Origin of the sequence: Pseudomonas sp. B21-035 (assembly GCF_024748945.1) — a bacterium.
GTDB lineage: Bacteria > Pseudomonadota > Gammaproteobacteria > Pseudomonadales > Pseudomonadaceae > Aquipseudomonas.
Map to the genome: position 1 here is coordinate 3228457 of NZ_CP087179.1, position 17873 is coordinate 3246329.

Below are 17873 nucleotides of genomic sequence, written 5' to 3' on the forward strand. Positions count from 1 at the left end.
CTTTAGATGCACAGGCCTTTTTATTCGATTCAGAGTCAGCGCGCGTCAGCGGATCTCGCTGGGCGATACGCCATAGCGTTTGCGAAAGGCAATGGAAAAATGCGCCGGGCTGTAGCCCACGCCATAGGCGACGGTCGAAACGTTGCTCTCTTCATCGCTGAGCATGCGGTGCGCTTCGCTCAGGCGATGCTCGTGCAGGTAGCCGAACACACTGGTGCCAAACACTTTGCGAAAGCCTGCGGTGAGCTTGCGCGGGCTCATGCCGACATGGGCGGCCAGGGCATTGAGGCTCGGCGGCTCGAGCAGCGAGCGCACCAGCAGGTCACGGGCGGCGTGCACGCGCTCGACATCCGAGGCGGTGATGCGCAGTTTCTGCTCTGGCTGGGCGCGTTCATCCAGTAAAAACTGGGCACTGAGCGCGGTCAGCTCGAGGGCCTTGCCACCCAGGTACAGCGAGCGGCTCGGGCCCTGCATCGGGCAGGTGGCGATCTGCGTGGCCAGGGCCTGCATTGCCCGCGGCGCCGGGCGCACCATCATGTAGGGGTCGCCGCCCCTGGCCGCCAGCAGCTTGCGCGGGGCCATGCCCAGGTGGCGGTCGAGCGACTCCAGGTCGAGCTGGACGATGGTGTAGCGCAACGGCGTCGAGGTGCCGTAGATCTGCGACGAGGTGAACTCGCCGTCATTGACGATGGTGCACAGGCTCGGGCCGCGGATCGATTGCTCGGCGTGCCCCGGAATCCGGCAGGACAACTCGCCGCTCTGCACCAGGATCAGCTTCAGACCGCGCTCCAGCGGGTCCTCGACCCAGGCCTCGCTCTCGGACCAGAGGGTGCCGGTAACCAGGGTCATGTGCGGTTCCAGGTAGACCGTCCCGGGCTGGTTGCCCTTGGGGTCGGCCTGCTTCTCTGGGTGAGTGGGGGCGATGATCGTAATAGTCATTGGGTTTTCCCTTTTCCTGAGGCCATTACGTAGGGCCTGACCTGAAATAACGGGAGGTTTGTAAACCCTCAACCTCCCTGTTTGAAGCCACTGCGTATTTCATCTAATGAAAAAGTCGCGGCACCGAAAGCCTTGGCGTTGAGAAGCGCTCGGCGAAGGATAATGATAATAGATCTCATTAAGCCATTTGTAGCCAATTATTTCTACAAATAGGAGATTTCATGTCCTTGAACACTTCGCCCCCCCTGCCAGATGCCGTAGGCGACGCTCCCGACTGGCCGCCGGCCTTTGCCCGGCGCTATCGCCAGGCCGGCTACTGGCAAGCGCAGACCTTTGCCCAGGCCCTCGACACCGCCGCGGCCCGCAACCCGGCAGCGATCGCCATCAGCGACGGCGCCCTGCATTTGAGCTACGCCAGCCTGGCAGAACGCTGCCAGCGCCTGGCCGGCGGCTTGCGTGCCCTTGGCCTCAACGCCGGTGACAACGTGGTGGTGCACCTGCCCAATGGCAGCGCCTTTGTCGAAGTGTGCTTTGCCCTGTTTCGCCTCGGCGCGCGGCCGATCCTGGCCCTGCCCGCTCATCGTCAGCACGAGATCGGCGGCTTATGCAGCTTCGCCCAGGCCACGGCCTACATCGGCTGCGATCAGCTCGAAGGTTTCGACTGCCGGCAGATGGCGCGCCAGTTGCGCACTGCCAACCCGCACCTGCGGCATGTGCTGATCGACGGTGACGCCGAAGAATTCATTGCCCTCGGCACGCTGTACGGCGGCGAAGCAATGGAGCAGGACGCCGGCGATCCCGAGGCGGTGGCGTGCTTCCAGTTGTCGGGGGGGACCACCGGCACGCCCAAGCTGATTCCGCGCCGGCACGCCGAATATCTCTACAACGTGCGCGCCAGCAGCGCGGTCTGCGGGCTCGACGCGCAGACCGTGTACCTTGCCGCGCTGCCCATGGCGCACAACTTCACCCTCTGCTGCCCCGGGGTGATCGGCACCTTGCTCGCCGGTGGCCGGGTGGTGTGCAGCCGCCGCCCCGACCCGGACACCTGCTTCGCCTTGATCAGCGCCGAGCGGGTCACCGTCACCGCCCTGGTGCCGCCGCTGGCCATGCTCTGGCTCGACGCCCAGGCCCAGCGCCAGGCCGATCTGTCGAGCTTGCGACTGCTCCAGGTCGGCGGCGCGAAGCTGCTCAGCACTGCTGCGGCGCGGGTCAAACCGGTGCTCGGCTGCACCTTGCAACAAGTGCTGGGCATGGCCGAGGGGCTGCTCTGCTACACCCGCCTGGACGATCGCGAGGAATTGCTTCTGCACACCCAGGGCCGGCCACTGTGCGCCGATGACGAGCTGCGCATCGTCGACGAACAGGGCCAGCCAGTACCCGACGGTGTAGTCGGCGAGCTGCAAGTGCGCGGCCCCTACACCATTCGCGGCTACTACCGGCTGCCCGAACACAACGCCAAGGCCTTCACTGCTGATGGTTTCTATTGCAGCGGCGACCGCGTGCGGCGCACCGCCGAGGGTTACCTGGTGGTCGAGGGGCGGGACAAGGACCAGATCAACCGCGGCGGCGAAAAGGTCGCCGCCGAAGAAGTGGAAAACCTGCTGATCAACCATCCCCAGGTGCATGACGCGGCGCTGGTGGCGATGCCCGACGCGGTGCTGGGCGAGTCCACCTGCGCCTTTATCGTCGCCCGCGATCCGGCGCCCTCGGCGTTTGGCCTCAAGCAGCACCTGCGCAGCCAGGGCCTGGCCGCGTTCAAGGTGCCAGACCGCATCGAGTTCGTGGCGCAGTTCCCGCAGACCGGGGTCGGCAAGGTCAGCCGCAAGGACCTGCGCGCAACCCTGCGCCAGGCCTGGCTCGATGCCAACTGTGGGAGCGTCGCCTCGTGATGGCCGGACTGTTGTCCCAGGGCGAGCGCTGGGTGCGCCCCTATCGATTGACGCCGATGCCGCGCTGGCGCCTGGTGTGCTTTGCCCATGCCGGCGGCAGTGCGAGTTTTTTCCGCGACTGGGCCAGCGCCCTGCCCGCCGATATCGACCTGTTGGCCATCCAGTACCCGGGCCGTGAAGACCGCTTCGGCGAAGCCTGCCTGAGCGACATGCCCAGCCTGGCCGAGGCCGCGAGCGTTGCGCTGCGTGGCTATGCCGACCGGCCGCTGGCGCTGTTCGGCCACAGCCTCGGCGCGGTGGTCGCCTATGAAGTGGCGGTGCGCCTGGCGCAGCAGACAATCGCCGTCGAGCAGTTGTTCGTCTCCGCCCACCCGGCGCCGCAGTGCCAGCGTGGCGGGCAGTTGCACAGCGGCCCCGACCAGGCCCTGCTCGACGATGTGCGGCGGCTGTCGAGCCGGCCCAACCCGCTGCTCGAAGACCCGGCCCTGTGCCAGATGTTCCTGCCCAGCCTGCGCCATGACTACCAGATCGTCGAAACCTACAGCCGCGCCGCGCCGCAGCCGCTCAACAGCCGCATCACCGTGTTCTACCCCGAGCAGGACCCGGAGATCGACCTTGACGAAGCCCTGGCCTGGCAAGCCGCCAGCCTCCAGCCACTGCACCTGCAGCGCTGGCAGGGCGAGCACTTCTACCTCATCGAGCAGCGCCAGGCGCTGCTCGATGCCCTGGCGGCCAGCCTGCTCGGCCGTCGCCCGCTGACATCACCTGCCCTTGAGGAAGCCCTCTGATGAAATCCCCTGACGCTTGTGAAGGCCTGCCGGACATCCGGATCGCCATCGATTCACTGGACCACCAGATCATCGAACTCATGCGCCAACGCATGGCTTACGTCAAAGCCGCCGCCCGCTTCAAACCGACCGAAAACAGCATCGCCGCGCCCGAGCGCGTCGCCCAGATGCTCCCGCAACGGCGCCAGTGGGCCGAGGACGCCGGGCTCGATGCACACTTTGTCGAAACCCTGTTTGCCCAGATCATTCATTGGTACATCGCCCAGCAAGTCGTGCACTGGCGCAGCATGAGGGTGCCGGCATGAAAGCCCTGACCCGACTGGAAGAGCACCTCGGCGAGCTGACCCAGGTGTTCGAGCAGGCCCGCCAGCGCGCGGTGCTGCAAGCTGAGCCGGTGCTGGCCAGTTACGCCCTGGCGATCGATGCGGTGGACCTGCTGGAGCTGTTTTGCCGGGTCGACCAGCCCTGCGCCGAGGCCGTGTTCTGGCGCGCCGCCGATGGCGGCAGGAGCCTGTTCGGCTGGGGCGTGGCTGCAGAGCTGAGCGGTGCTGGCGAGCAGCGTTTCGCCAGCGTTGACCAGCAGTGGCAGCACTGGCTGCGCAGCGCGGTGATCCACGGCCCGCAGCCGCCGCTGCTGTGCGGGGGGTTTCGCTTCGACCACCAGGTCCAGGCCAGCAGCGCCTGGCAGGGTTTTGGCGACGCCTCGATGCGACTGATGACCTTGCTGCTGATACGCGACGCCGACGCCTGCTGGCTGCTGTGCCAGCAGTTGGTCGGCCCTGCGGACACTGCCCAAAACCGCTGCGAGCAGGTGCTCAATGAGTGGCACGGGCTGATGGATCGCTACCTGTCGGCGCCGGTTGTCACGCCGCCCGCGCAGCACCGCCGCGACCAGAGCCTGCCGCGCGCCTGCTGGGAGAGCAAAATCGTCCAGGCCCTGGACGCGCTGCGCGATACCTCGATGAAAAAGGTGGTGCTGGCGCGCGAAGTGCTCAGCGAGTTTTCCCGGGCCGTCAGCCCGGGACGCACCCTGGCGCGCCTGGCCAGCAACGATCCGGCGGCCTACCTGTTCGCCTTTCGCCGCCAGCAAAGCTGCTTTATCGGCGCCTCGCCGGAACGCCTGGTCAAGCTCGACGGCGGCCGCCTGCAGACCCTGGCGCTGGCCGGCACCAGCCGCCGCGACCCCGACCCGCAACAAGACGCGCAACTGGCACAGGCGCTGCTGGACTGCGAGAAAAACCGCCACGAACATGCACTGGTGGTGCAGATCATCGAAAGCGGCCTGGCGCCATGGGCAAGCCAGTTGCAGGTACCGGCGACCCCGTCGGTGCAACGCCTGAGTCGGGTCCAGCACCTGAGTACAGTGATCGAAGGTCGCCTGCGCCCGCAAACAAGCCTGCTGCAAGTGGTCGAAGCCCTGCACCCGACACCCGCCGTCGGCGGCCACGAGCGCCAGCAGGCCATGGCGCATATTCGCCACTGCGAAGGTTTTGACCGCGGCTGGTACGCCGCGCCCCTGGGCTGGCTGGACGCGCGGGGCAACGGCGAATTCATCGTCGGCCTGCGCTCGGCGCTGTTGAACGGCGAGCAGGCCCGTCTGTTCGCCGGTTGCGGCATCGTGCCTTGCTCGGACCCGGCCAGTGAATACGAGGAGACCTGCATCAAGCTTGCGGGGATGCAGTTGGCGTTGCAGGCGTGAGTGCGGTTGGGGTTGGGATAAGCCCGCTGCCCCAACGTCCAAACCCAAGGATCAATTTCCCCGGTTTGCGCCAAGAACCTATAATTGAGTTGACCGGTAGCCAACCCGGGCACAGCCCCCTTCGGCGATCCGGACTGCCTCTGACATGAACACTACCCTCTTCACCACCTGCCTGCTCGCCCTCTGCCTGGCACTCACGGCCGGTTGCTCGAGCAAACCCAAGGCCAAATACCTGGCCGCCAATGCCGGTTCCAACTGCCACGCCAAAGCCGTGCCCACAGCCGGCGAAGGTGGCCTGGCGTGGGGCCCGACCTTGCAGATCGCCCGGCAGAAATCCATGAACAACTGCATCCGCTACGCCGGGCGCTCCGGCGGCCAGCCCAGGACCTGCAAGGTGGTGCTGGCCGAATGCAAACGCTGATCCGCATGTAAGCCATACGCTATATAAATTCTTATATAGCGTTGTCAATTTGCTCGCCTGGCTCTAGTATCGGCGGCGTTCTGCCGTTGCGCGTACCCGCTTGATCGATGCGATCAGACGGCTCCGGGGAGGGAGCTGTCGGTCGTTTTGCGCCACGCGCTATATAAAATAATATATAACGATACCGACCAAGGAGCGTCATGACCCCGTTCGCCCCCCGTACCCTGCTGCTCGCCCTGGCCGCCATCAGCGCCGAGGCTGCCGTGGCCGAGCAGAAGAAAACCTTCAGCCTCGGTGAAATCCAGATTTGGGCCCCGCAGGATGAGGCGCTCGCCACCGGCAGCAGCGTCGTCGAGCTCGAAGACATGCGCCTGCATGACCGCGAGACCGTCGACCGCGCCCTGGCCCTGGCGCCTGGGGTGAACCTCGCCTACATGGGCGGGCGCGCCGAGCAGGTGGTGTACGTGCGCGGTTTTGACCGCCTGCAGGTGCCGGTGTATATCGACGGCATTCCCACCTATGTGCCCTATGACGGCAACATCGACCTGGGACGTTTCACCACCTACGACCTGTCGCGCATCGAAGTGGCCAAGGGTTTCGCCTCGCTGCTGTACGGCCCCAATACCCTGGGCGGGGCGATCAACCTGATCACCCGGCGGCCCACCGAAACCTTCGAAGGTGAAGTCGGTGGCGGCCTGGAGCTGACCGACCACGGCAACGTCAACGCCTATCGCAGCTACGCCAACCTGGGTTCCAACCAGGGCAACTGGTGGATGCAGGGTGGCGTATCGTATGTCGACTATGACTACACGATGCTGCCCGACGACTTCGAGCCAACCAACAACCAGCAAGGCAAGGGCCGTCGGGAAAACAGTAACAAGCGCGACGGCAAGTTCAGCTTCAAGCTCGGCTTCACCCCCAACGATACCGACGAGTACGTGCTCGGTTATGTCCAGCAGGAAGGCCGCAAGGGCCAGCCGCCCTACGCCGGCGACCTGCCCGCCAGCGGCCAGCGCAAGCGCTGGTGGGAGTGGCCGCAGTGGGACAAGACCAGCCTGTTCCTGGCCACCAACACCCGCTTCGGCGAGCACGGCCTGAAGACCCGGGTGTTCCGCGACACCTTCAAGAACTCGCTGGAAAGCTTTGTCTACAACAACGGTATCCATGGCGCGATGCAGCCGGGGTTCCCGAGCAAATACGATGACGAGTCCACCGGTTTCTCGGTCGAGGGCGACCTGGCCCTGAGCACCGGCAACCGCCTGGGCATCGCTTATCACTTCAAGGAAGATGTGCACCGCTCGCGCGATGGCAGCGACCCGCAAACCCACTTTCGCGACCAGACCCAGTCCATCGCCCTGGAAGATACCCTGCGCCTGAACGACATCTTCAGCGTGGTCGGCGGGGTGTCGTACAACTACCGCAAGAGCCTTGAGGCCGAAAACTTCGGTACCAGCGCCGCCTCGCCCCGGGTCAAGACCCTGTATGACGAGCCGACCGGCAGCGACGATGCGGTCAACAGCCAGTTGGGCCTGTTCATCAACACAGGCCCCTTGCTGGGCATCGACCACAACGGCCAGGTGCGCCTGACCGTGGCGCGCAAGAGCCGCTTTGCAACCATCAAGGACCGCTACTCGACCCGCTTTGGCACGGTGATCCCCAGCCCCGATCTGAAGTCCGAACGCGCCACCCACTACGAGCTGGGCTACAGCGGCGCGATCAGCCGCCAATGGACCCTCGACACGGCGCTGTTCGTCAGCAACATCGAAGACTCCATCCAGCAGGTCACCGTCGCCCCGGTCGCCGGTTGCGCAGCGCCGTGCGGCCAATACCAGAACATCGCCAAGGCGCGTAACCAGGGTGTCGAACTGGGCCTGCGCGGCGATCTGGGCAACTGGGAATTCAACACCAGCTACACCTACCTCGATCGTGAAAACCGCAGCAATCCCGAGCTGCGCCCGATCGATACACCGCGCCACAACCTGTTCGCCTCGGCCAACCTGAACCTCGACGCCTGGCGCCACACCGCCAGCGTCGAAGCCGCTTCGCGGCGTTACAACATGTCCGATGGCAGCCAGATGAGCGGCGGCTATGCGCTGTACAACCTCAAAAGCGGCTATCGCTTGAGCAATGACGTGCGCATCGAAGCGGGCATCCGCAACCTGTTCGATCGCCTTTATGAATACAGCGAGGGGTACCCGGAAATTGGCCGCAGCTACTTCGTACAGTTCAATGTGCCGCTCTAAGGCCTGGCTGCTGGCGCTGCTGCTGGGCGCAGCCAGTGCCCGGGCGGGCGCGCCGCAGCCGGTGGTGGTGTTGACCAGCTACCCCGAGGAGATGATGACGCGCTTCGAAGAGGCCTTCGAGCGCGCCAACCCCGATTACCGCCTGCAGATCCTCTGGCGCCAGGGCTTCGATGCCCTGCCCTATCTGCGCCAGGCCGACCAGGGCGGGGTCGATGTCTACTGGGCGCCGTCACCGGGCAACTTCAAGCGTCTGGCCCAGGACGCCGGCTGGCAGCCGCTAGGGGTCGAGCTGGACGGTTTGCCGCCGCGCATTGGCGGCATCGCCCTGCGCGATCGCGCGGCGCGCTACCAGGCCACGGAGCTTGCCGGTTATGGCTTTGCCATTAACCCGGAAGAACTGGCCAAGCTGAACATGCCTGCCCCGCAAGACTGGCCGGACCTGCTCGATGCCCGCCTGCGCGGGCGCGTCGCCTTGCCCGACCCTGCGCGCGTCGGCTTTGCCCCAGTGCTGCTGGATATCGTTTTGCAGGCCTACGGCTGGGATCAAGGCTGGGCGCTGTGGAGCGAGCTCGCCGGGCAATCGCGGCTGGTCAGTCGCGGCGGCACCCTGGTCAGTGACGAGGTCGCCAGCGGGCGTTCGGCAGTGGGTGTGTCGATCGACTTTTTCGTGGCTTCGGCGGTGAGTAACGGCGAAGCGGTCGAGTTTGTCTACCCGGCCCACGGCGGGCTCAACCCGGCGCATATCGCCATCCCTCGCCAGGCCAGGCAGGTCGAGGGAGCGCGGGCCTTCGTGCGCTTCGTGTTGTCGCCTGAAGGGCAACGCCTGCTGGCCGACCCGGACATTCGCAAGTTGCCGGTGCGCCCCAGCATTTATGCCGACTTGCCGGCGGGCTATCACGACCCCTTCGCCGCCGCCCGCCAGGGCGCCTATGCCTACACCGACGACAGCTCGCGCGAACGCCTGGCGCTGATCACCTCGCTGTTCGAGCAATGGCTCGGCCAACCCCATGAACGCCTCGCCGTGTTGTGGGCGCGGGTGCATGCCGGTGAAGCCCAGGGCCGCGACCTGACCGCGGTGCGCGAGTTTCTCAGCGTGCCGCCGATCGACGAAGAGCAAGCGGCGTCGGCGCCGTTGCTGGCACTGTTTGCCCAGCGCCAGGACCATGGCATGCAGCGCCAGCCCGCGAGCGACCAGGATGCCCTCGGCCGCGAGGAAATCGCCTGGCAGTTCCATAGCGCCCGGCAACAGGCGCAAGCCGAGCGCCTGCTATCGGCCATGGGCCTGTGAAGCGCGCTATCTGCTTGCTGCTCGCCACGCTGCTGAGCACACCCGCCAGCGCCGCCGTCAGCCGTGAAGCCTTCGCCCAGCCCTTGCCGGGGCTGGACGATGCGCAGCAACTGGAGCGTTTCTTTCACGGCCGCAGCCTGTTCCGCCAGGCCTGGGTGGTGGCGCCTTCGCGGGACGAAGCGGTCGATGGCCTGGGGCCGCTGTACAACCGCATCAGCTGCATTGCCTGCCACCCCAAGAATGGTCGCGGGCAGGCACCTGCCAGTGAACAGCAACCGCTGCGCACGATGCTGGTGCGCCTGTCGCTACCCGGGCACGATGCCCACGGCGGACCGCTGGCGCATCCGGTCTATGGTGATCAGCTCAGCGAATCGGCTGTTCCCGGCGTGGCCGCTGAAGGTCGGGCGCAAGTGCGCTGGCAAGAGCAATGGGTCACCCTGACCGATGGCGAACGCATCGGCCTGCGTTCGCCGCGCCTGAGCTTCAGCGAACTGGCCTACGGCCCGTTGGGTAACGTGCGCACCTCGATGCGGGTCGGCTCGCCGGTGTTCGGCCTGGGCCTGCTCGAAGCCATCGAGGCCAGCACCCTGCAGGCACTGGCCGACGCGCCCAAGCCCGATGGCGTCAAGGGCCGCGTCAACCAGGTATGGAGCGTCGAACGCCAGCGCCTTGAGCCCGGGCGCTTTGGCCTCAAAGCCAACCAGCCGGACCTGCGTCAGCAGATTGCCGGCGCCATGCACGGTGACCTGGGGATCACTTCGCCACTGTATCCCCAACAAAACTGCACGCCGTTGCAAGCGGCCTGTCGCCAGGCTGCCAGCGGCGGCGAACCGGAGCTCGATGCCGTGCAACTGGGCGACCTGCACTTCTACCTGGCCCACCTGGCGCCACCGCCGCGCCGCGACCGGAGCAAGCCCGAGGTGCAGCGTGGCGAACAGTTGTTCAGCCAGGCTGGCTGCGCCCAATGCCACCGCCCGCGCCTGAGCACGGGGCAGCATCCGCTCTACCCGCTGTTGTCAGCGCGGCAGATCGAGCCTTACAGCGACCTGTTGCTGCATGACATGGGCCCGGACCTGGCCGATGGCCGTGACGATTACCTGGCCACCGGCCGCGAGTGGCGCACCCCGCCACTGTGGGGCCTGGGGTTGCTCGAACGGATCAACCCCGGTGCCGGGTACCTGCATGATGGCCGGGCGCGTACGCTTGAGGAGGCGGTGTTGTGGCATGGCGGGGAAGCGCAAGTGGCGCGCGAGCGCTTCAAGGCGCTGGTGGCCGATGACCGCCGGGCGTTGCGGGCGTTTTTGCGGTCGCTGTAATTTCAATCGCGGGCCAGATGCCCTCATATCATTCCCAATGATAATAACCTTCGCCCCATTCGATTCGTCGTTGATAGTTTCAAATCGCAGAATCCGCCCACTATCAATAAATTGGCGGACTCCCCATGGAACAGTCACTCAAACCTTTGCGTTACCCCCTTGCTCTATTGGCTGTATTGGTGATGAGTGCCTGCGGTCGCACCCCGGAGGCCGTGCAGGCGCCGGCGGCGGCCAAGGTCAGCGTGGCCAAGGTGCTGGAACAACCAATCAACGAATGGGACGAGTTCACCGGCCGCCTGGAGGCGCCGGAAACCGTCGAGGTGCGTCCGCGCGTCTCCGGGCAGATCGACCAGGTGGCCTTCACCGAAGGCGCCCAGGTGAAAAAAGGCGATCTGCTGTTCCAGATCGACCCGCGTCCGTTCCAGGCTGAGGTCCGCCGCCTCGAAGCCCAACTGCAACAAGCCCGCGCCACCGCCATCCGCAGCGAAAACGAAGCCCAGCGCGGCGAGCGCCTGCGCAGCAGCAACGCGATTTCCGCCGAGCTTGCCGAGTCGCGCACCAGTGCCGCTGCCGAAGCCCGCGCCGGTGTCGCCGCGATCCAGGCGCAACTGGACCTGGCGCGCCTGAACTTAAGCTTCACCCGCGTCACCGCGCCGATCAGCGGCCGGGTCAGCCGCGCGCAGTTCACCGCCGGCAACATCGTCACGGCTGACGTCACGCCGCTGACCAGCGTGGTCTCCACCGACAAGGTCTACGCCTATTTCGACGCCGACGAGCGCGTGTACCTCAAGTACACCCAGCTGGCGCGCGACGGCCAGCGCGGCCAGAGCACCCCGGTGTACCTGGGCCTGTCCAACGAAAACGGCAACCCGCACCTGGGCCAGATGAACTTCGTCGACAACCAGGTCAACCCCAAGACCGGCACCATCCGTGGCCGCGCGGTGTTCGACAACCGCGACGGGCAGTTCACCCCGGGCCTGTACGCACGCCTGAAACTGGTCGGCAGCGCCACCTACTCGGCGGTGCTGATCAACGACGAAGCGGTCGGTACCGACCTTGGCAAGAAGTTCGTGCTGGTCATGGACAAAGACAACAAGGCCGCCTACCGCGCCGTCGAGCTGGGGCCGAAACTCGAAGGCCTGCGCATCGTGCGCAACGGCCTGAGCAAGGATGACCGCATTGTCGTCAAGGGCCTGCAACGGGTACGCCCGGGCTCGCCAGTCGACCCGCAGGACACGCCAATGGCCAGTGACGCGACCATCGCCGCCCTCGCCCAACAACGTCAGGCGCTCGAAGCCAGTATCCAGGGCAAAACAGTGGCCACCCCCAGCGTAAAACTCGCCAGTGCCTCGGCACCGCGCGGTTAAGGGATCAGTCCGATGAATTTTTCCAAGTTTTTTATCACCCGGCCGATCTTCGCCGCGGTGCTGTCGCTGCTGATTCTGATCGCCGGCAGCATCTCGCTGTTCCAGCTGCCGATCAGCGAATACCCGGAAGTGGTACCGCCCACCGTGGTGGTGCGTGCCAACTTCCCTGGCGCCAACCCGAAAGTGATCGGCGAAACCGTCGCCGCGCCGCTTGAGCAGGCGATTACCGGGGTCGAGAACATGCTCTACATGTCCTCGCAGTCCACCGCCGACGGCAAGGTCACCCTGACCGTCACCTTCGCCCTCGGTACCGACCTGGACAACGCCCAGGTTCAGGTGCAGAACCGCGTGACCCGCACCCAGCCCAAGCTGCCCGAGGAAGTCACGCGTATCGGTATTACCGTCGACAAGGCTTCGCCCGACCTGACCATGGTTGTGCACCTGACCTCGCCGGACAACCGTTACGACATGCTCTACCTGTCCAACTACGCCATCCTCAACATCAAGGATGAGCTGGCGCGCCTGGGCGGTGTCGGTGACGTGCAACTGTTCGGCATGGGCGACTACTCGCTGCGGGTCTGGCTCGACCCGAACAAGACCGCTTCGCGCAACCTCACCGCCAGCGACGTGGTCGCCGCCATTCGCGAGCAGAACCGTCAGGTAGCCGCCGGTCAACTTGGCGCGCCACCCGCACCCGGGGCCACCAGCTTCCAGCTGTCGGTCAACACCCAGGGCCGCCTGGTCAGTGAAGAAGAGTTCGAGAACATCATCATCCGCTCCGGCGCCGATGGTGAGATCACCCGCCTGAAGGACATCGCCCGCGTTGAGCTCGGCTCCAGCCAGTACGCCCTGCGCTCGCTGCTGAACAACCAGCCGGCCGTGGCCATCCCGATCTTCCAGCGCCCAGGCTCCAACGCCATCGAGATCTCCGACGAGGTCCGAGCGAAAATGGCCGAGCTGAAGAAGGACTTCCCTGAAGGCATGGACTACAGCATTGTCTATGACCCAACGGTATTCGTTCGCGGTTCGATCGAGGCGGTGGTCCACACCCTGTTCGAAGCGCTGATCCTGGTGGTGCTGGTGGTCATCCTGTTCCTGCAGACCTGGCGCGCCTCGATCATCCCGCTGGTGGCGGTTCCGGTTTCCTTGATCGGTACCTTCGCGGTAATGCACCTGTTCGGCTTCTCGCTCAACGCCCTGTCGCTGTTCGGCCTGGTGCTGGCCATCGGTATCGTGGTGGACGACGCCATCGTCGTGGTGGAAAACGTCGAGCGTAACATCGGCCTGGGCCTCAAGCCCCTGGAAGCCACACAAAAGGCCATGGGCGAAGTGACCGGGCCGATCATCGCCACGGCGCTGGTGCTGTGCGCGGTGTTCGTGCCGGCGGCGTTCATTTCCGGCCTTACCGGGCAGTTCTACAAGCAGTTCGCGCTGACCATCGCCATCTCCACGGTGATCTCGGCCTTCAACTCCCTGACCCTGTCGCCGGCCCTGGCCGCGGTACTGCTCAAGGAGCACCACGCACCCAAAGACCGCTTCTCGAAAGTGCTCGAACGCCTGCTCGGTGGCTGGCTGTTCGGCCCGTTCAACCGCTTCTTCGACCGTGCCAGCCATGGCTATGTCGGCGCTGTCGGCCGGGTCATCCGCAGCAGCGGCATCGCCCTGTTCGTCTATGGCGGCCTGATCATCATGACCTGGCTGGGCTTCTCGTCGACGCCTACCGGCTTTGTACCGGCGCAAGACAAGCAGTACCTGGTCGCCTTCGCGCAGCTGCCGGATGCCGCCAGCCTTGACCGCACCGAGGCGGTGATCAAGAAGATGAGCGAGATCGCCCTCAAGCAACCGGGCGTGGCTGACTCGGTGGCCTTCCCGGGCCTGTCGATCAACGGCTTCACCAACAGCCCGAACAGCGGCATCGTCTTCACCCCGCTCAAGCCCTTCGACGAGCGCAAGGACCCGAGCCAGTCGGCCGCCGCGATTGCTGCCGCGCTGAACGCGCAGTTCGCCGATATCGAAGACGCCTACATCGCGATCTTCCCGCCGCCGCCGGTACAGGGACTGGGCACCATCGGTGGTTTCCGCCTGCAGATCGAAGACCGTGGCAACCTGGGTTATGAAGCGCTGTACAAGGAAACCCAGAACATCATCGCCAAGAGCCACAACGTGCCGGAGCTGGCCGGGCTGTTCACCAGCTACCAGGTCAACGTGCCGCAGGTCGATGCTGCCATCGACCGCGAGAAGGCCAAGACCCACGGTGTAGCGATCAGCGATATCTTCGACACCCTGCAGATCTACCTGGGTTCGTTGTACGCCAACGACTTCAACCGCTTTGGCCGCACCTACCAGGTCAACGTCCAGGCCGAGCAGCAGTTCCGCCTTGAAGCCGAGCAGATCGGCCAGCTCAAGGTGCGCAACAACCAGGGCGAGATGATCCCGCTGGCGACCTTCATCAAGGTCAGCGACACCTCGGGGCCGGACCGCGTCATGCACTACAACGGCTTCATCACCGCCGAGATCAACGGTGCCGCAGCACCGGGCTACAGCTCCGGGCAAGCGGAAAAGGCCATCGAGAAACTGCTCAAGGAAGAACTGCCCAACGGCATGACTTTCGAATGGACCGAGCTGACCTACCAGCAGATCCTCGCCGGTAACACCGCGCTGTTCGTCTTCCCGCTCTGCGTACTGCTGGCCTTCCTGGTGCTGGCCGCCCAGTACGAAAGCTGGAGCCTGCCGCTGGCGGTGATCCTGATCGTGCCGATGACCCTGCTGTCGGCGATTACCGGGGTGATTCTGTCCGGTGGCGACAACAACATCTTCACCCAGATCGGCTTGATCGTACTGGTGGGGCTGGCGTGCAAGAACGCCATCCTGATCGTCGAGTTCGCCAAGGACAAACAGGCCGAAGGCCTCGACCCGCTGGCCGCGGTACTGGAAGCCTGCCGCCTGCGCCTGCGGCCGATCCTGATGACCTCGATCGCCTTCATCATGGGTGTGGTGCCGCTGGTGTTCTCCTCCGGCGCCGGTGCTGAAATGCGTCATGCCATGGGTGTGGCGGTGTTCTCCGGGATGATCGGGGTGACCTTCTTCGGTCTGCTGCTGACGCCGGTGTTCTTTGTCCTGATCCGCCGTTACGTGGAACGCAGCCAGGCCCGCAAAGCGGCGCGTGCGCTGAAGCTGGAGACTCATGCATGAACCGCAGTGTGAAATTCTTTATGCCCAGCCTGCTGGTGCTGGCCCTGGCCGCTTGTGCGGTGGGCCCGGACTACAAGGCCCCGGACACCGCGGCGGCGCAATTGAGCGCGGCCAACGAACCGAGCGCCAAGGCCGCCTTCGACCGCAGCCGTTTTGAAAGCATCTGGTGGAAGCAGTTCGACGACCCGGTGCTGAACAAACTGGTCAGCCAGTCGCTGGACGGCAACCGCGAACTGCGCGTGGCCTTCGCCCGCCTGAAAGCGGCGCGGGCGATTCGCGACGATGTCAGCAACGACGCCCTGCCCACCGTCACCAGCCGCGCCAGCGCCGACCTGGGCAAGGGCCAGGTGCCTGGCCAGAGCGAAGATCGGGTCAACAGCGAACGCTATGACCTGGGCCTGGACATGGCCTGGGAGCTGGACCTGTTCGGCCGCATCCAGCGTCAACTTGAAGCCAGCGAAGCCGAGCAGGACGCCGCCCAGGCCGACCTGCAGCAACTGCAGGTGAGCCTGATCGCCGAACTGGTCGATGCCTATGGCCAGCTGCGCGGTGCGCAATTGCGCGAGAAGATCGCCCTGGCCAACCTCAAGACCCAGCAGGATTCGCGGGGTATCACCGAAACCTTGCGTGACGCCGGGGTCGGTAACGACCTTGATGTGGTGCGGGCCGATGCCCGCCTGGCGGCGGTCGAGGCCAGTGTGCCGCAACTGCAGGCCGAACAGGTACGGGCGCGCAACCGCATCGCCACTCTGCTCGGCCAGCGCCCGGACGCCCTGGCGGTTGACCTGTCGCCGGCGCAACTGCCGGCCATCGCCAAGGCGCTGCCGGTGGGCGACCCCGGCGAGCTGCTCAAGCGCCGCCCGGATATCCGCAGCGCCGAGCGCCAGTTGGCAGCGGCAACCGCCAACATCGGCGTGGCCACCGCCGACCTGTTCCCCCGGGTCAGCCTCAGCGGCTTTCTCGGCTTTACCGCCGGGCGCGGCTCGCAACTGGGCTCCTCGGCCGCCAAGGCCTGGGCCCTGGGCCCGAGCATTACCTGGGCGGCCTTCGACCTGGGCAGCGTGCGCGCCCGCCTGCGCGGCGCCAACGCCGATGCCGAGGGCGCCCTGGCCAACTATGAGCAGCAGGTATTGCTGGCCCTGGAAGAGTCGGAAAACGCCTTCAGCGACTACAGCAAACGCCAGCAACGGCTGCTGGCCCTGCTGCGCCAGAGCGAAGCCAGTCGCAAGGCGGCCGATCTCGCCTCGATTCGCTACCGCGAAGGCACGGTCGACTACCTGGTGCTGCTCGACGCCGAACGCGAACGCCTGAGCGCCGAAGATGCCCAGGCCCAGGGCGAAGTCGACCTGTACCGCGGCATCGTCGCCATCTACAAGGCCCTCGGTGGCGGCTGGCAGGCCGAAAGCGTGGCTGCGGCGAACTGATTCAACGGCTCCTTTGGTTGGTTTCTGACCGGCCTTTTGCCCCGCTTGCGGGGCTTTTTTATGGCCAATCGCGGGGCAAGCCCGCGCCTACAGGTTTGGCATCGCTGCGATATCTGTAGGCGCGGGCTTGCCCCGCGATAGGGACCCACCCCCCTTTTACATTTGACGTCACCGGCCCTCGTGACCCAAGCTCAAGCCTTTGCAGCCGCGACACGCTTCGGATTCACCATGTCGAAACAGCGCCAGTACACGCTTATCAGCCTGACCCTGCTCATCATCCTCGGCCTGGGTGGCTATTTCTGGCGTGACGACAGCCCGGCGCCGACGCCTGCCCTCAAGCACAGCTACACCAAGGCCCTGACCATGGCCCATGACGGCCAGCCCGGCGCCGCCCGGGTGCTCTACCAGCAACTGGGGCGCAATGACCTGTCGCCGATCCGCCGCGCCAGCCTGTACGCCGAACTGCCCAACTACCCCTCGCCGCTGGCATTGAAACTGGCCAGCCGCGACCTGCAGCATGACGAGCCGCTGGTGCGTCGCGCGGCCATCGCCAGTATCCAGACGATGCTGCCCGGCGCCCAGCGCAGCCTGGTGCTCGGGCCGTTGCTCGATGATGAGGAGCAAAGCGTACGCTTTGCCGTGGTCGATGCCCTGCTGGGGCTCAGCGCCGATGACATCGGCCTGTACTTCGGCCCGCTGCAAGAGGTGCTGGAGCAGTATCAGCAGGTGCTGGCGCAGCGCGACGACGATGCCAGCGCGCAGTTGCACCTGGCGCAGCTGTACCTGCATGAAAACAGCTACCAGGAGGCCGCGCAGGCGCTTGAGCGCACCTTGCAGCTGGCGCCGGATAACCTCGAAGCACTGGCCGCGCAGGTGCAGTTGCTGGAGCGCCAGAACCAGACCGACGCCTCGCGCCAGGTGCTGGCCAAGGCCCTGCAACAACGTCCCGACTCGGCCTTTCTACAACATGAACTGGGCCGCTGGCTGCTGCGCCACGGCCAGGACGAATACGCCCTGCTGGCCTTTGCCCGGGCCCTGGAGCTGGAGTCAGACAACAATGACTACCGCTACACCCTGGCCACCAGCCTGCATCAGTTGGAGCAGGTCGACGCCGCGCAAAAGCAACTGGAAACCATCCTTGCCCGGCAACCGGCCAACCGCAAGGCCCGGGTGCTGCTGATCGAGTATTGGAAAGAGACCGGCCAGTTGCAGAATGTGCAGGTGCTGCTGGCCCAGCTGGAGCAGCAGAATCCCGACGATCCGTTGGTGCAGCAAGGCCTGTAGGCTTGCAAACGACCGTCTGACAA

Annotated in this window: 13 protein-coding genes; 12 read left to right on the plus strand and 1 reads right to left on the minus strand. The window is 65.5% G+C overall.

Annotated features, from left to right (window positions below; all coding sequences use genetic code 11):
- Nucleotides 1-45 precede the first annotated feature (45 nt).
- Nucleotides 46-939 carry a helix-turn-helix transcriptional regulator gene (locus LOY22_RS14740; protein ID WP_258593706.1) on the minus strand — a complete coding sequence of 298 codons (894 nt, stop codon included), beginning with the start codon at nt 937-939 and terminating at the stop codon, nt 46-48.
- A 227-nt stretch (nt 940-1166) separates the two neighbouring features.
- Here LOY22_RS14740 and LOY22_RS14745 point away from each other — a divergent pair, with 227 nt between their 5' ends.
- From LOY22_RS14745 to LOY22_RS14800, 12 genes are all read left to right on the plus strand, one after another.
- Nucleotides 1167-2828 carry a (2,3-dihydroxybenzoyl)adenylate synthase gene (locus LOY22_RS14745; RefSeq protein ID WP_258597806.1) on the plus strand — a complete coding sequence of 554 codons (1662 nt, stop codon included), beginning with the start codon at nt 1167-1169 and terminating at the stop codon, nt 2826-2828.
- On the plus strand, nt 2828-3616 hold the full coding sequence (locus LOY22_RS14750; protein WP_045198126.1) for a thioesterase II family protein: 789 nt from the start codon (nt 2828-2830) through the stop codon (nt 3614-3616). The genes LOY22_RS14745 and LOY22_RS14750 overlap by 1 nt, the downstream gene beginning before the upstream one ends.
- Nucleotides 3616-3921, plus strand: a complete 306-nt coding sequence (locus LOY22_RS14755; RefSeq protein WP_045198124.1) for an isochorismate lyase — start codon at nt 3616-3618, stop codon at nt 3919-3921. Before LOY22_RS14750 ends, LOY22_RS14755 begins: the two co-directional genes overlap by 1 nt.
- Nucleotides 3918-5315, plus strand: coding sequence for an isochorismate synthase (locus LOY22_RS14760; RefSeq protein WP_258593709.1), 1398 nt, complete (start codon nt 3918-3920; stop codon nt 5313-5315). Before LOY22_RS14755 ends, LOY22_RS14760 begins: the two co-directional genes overlap by 4 nt.
- Before the next feature lie 145 nt (nt 5316-5460).
- Entirely contained in the window at nt 5461-5736 is a 276-nt protein-coding gene (locus tag LOY22_RS14765; RefSeq protein WP_093381997.1) for a hypothetical protein, read from the plus strand.
- A gap of 200 nt (nt 5737-5936) precedes the next feature.
- Nucleotides 5937-7979, plus strand: coding sequence for a TonB-dependent siderophore receptor (locus LOY22_RS14770; protein WP_258593712.1), 2043 nt, complete (start codon nt 5937-5939; stop codon nt 7977-7979).
- Entirely contained in the window at nt 7966-9267 is a 1302-nt protein-coding gene (locus tag LOY22_RS14775; RefSeq protein ID WP_093381991.1) for an ABC transporter substrate-binding protein, read from the plus strand. The genes LOY22_RS14770 and LOY22_RS14775 overlap by 14 nt, the downstream gene beginning before the upstream one ends.
- Nucleotides 9264-10583: a di-heme oxidoredictase family protein gene (locus tag LOY22_RS14780; protein WP_093381989.1), complete on the plus strand. Its 1320-nt coding sequence runs from the start codon at nt 9264-9266 to the stop codon at nt 10581-10583. The genes LOY22_RS14775 and LOY22_RS14780 overlap by 4 nt, the downstream gene beginning before the upstream one ends.
- Nucleotides 10584-10708: 125 nt before the next feature.
- Nucleotides 10709-11950: a multidrug efflux RND transporter periplasmic adaptor subunit MexE gene (mexE, locus tag LOY22_RS14785; protein WP_093381986.1), complete on the plus strand. Its 1242-nt coding sequence runs from the start codon at nt 10709-10711 to the stop codon at nt 11948-11950.
- 12 nt (nt 11951-11962) lie between these two features.
- On the plus strand, nt 11963-15142 hold the full coding sequence (locus LOY22_RS14790; protein WP_045198110.1) for an efflux RND transporter permease subunit: 3180 nt from the start codon (nt 11963-11965) through the stop codon (nt 15140-15142).
- On the plus strand, nt 15139-16566 hold the full coding sequence (locus LOY22_RS14795) for an efflux transporter outer membrane subunit (protein ID WP_093381983.1): 1428 nt from the start codon (nt 15139-15141) through the stop codon (nt 16564-16566). Before LOY22_RS14790 ends, LOY22_RS14795 begins: the two co-directional genes overlap by 4 nt.
- Nucleotides 16567-16794: 228 nt before the next feature.
- Entirely contained in the window at nt 16795-17850 is a 1056-nt protein-coding gene (locus LOY22_RS14800; protein ID WP_258593714.1) for a lipopolysaccharide assembly protein LapB, read from the plus strand.
- Nucleotides 17851-17873 lie beyond the last annotated feature (23 nt).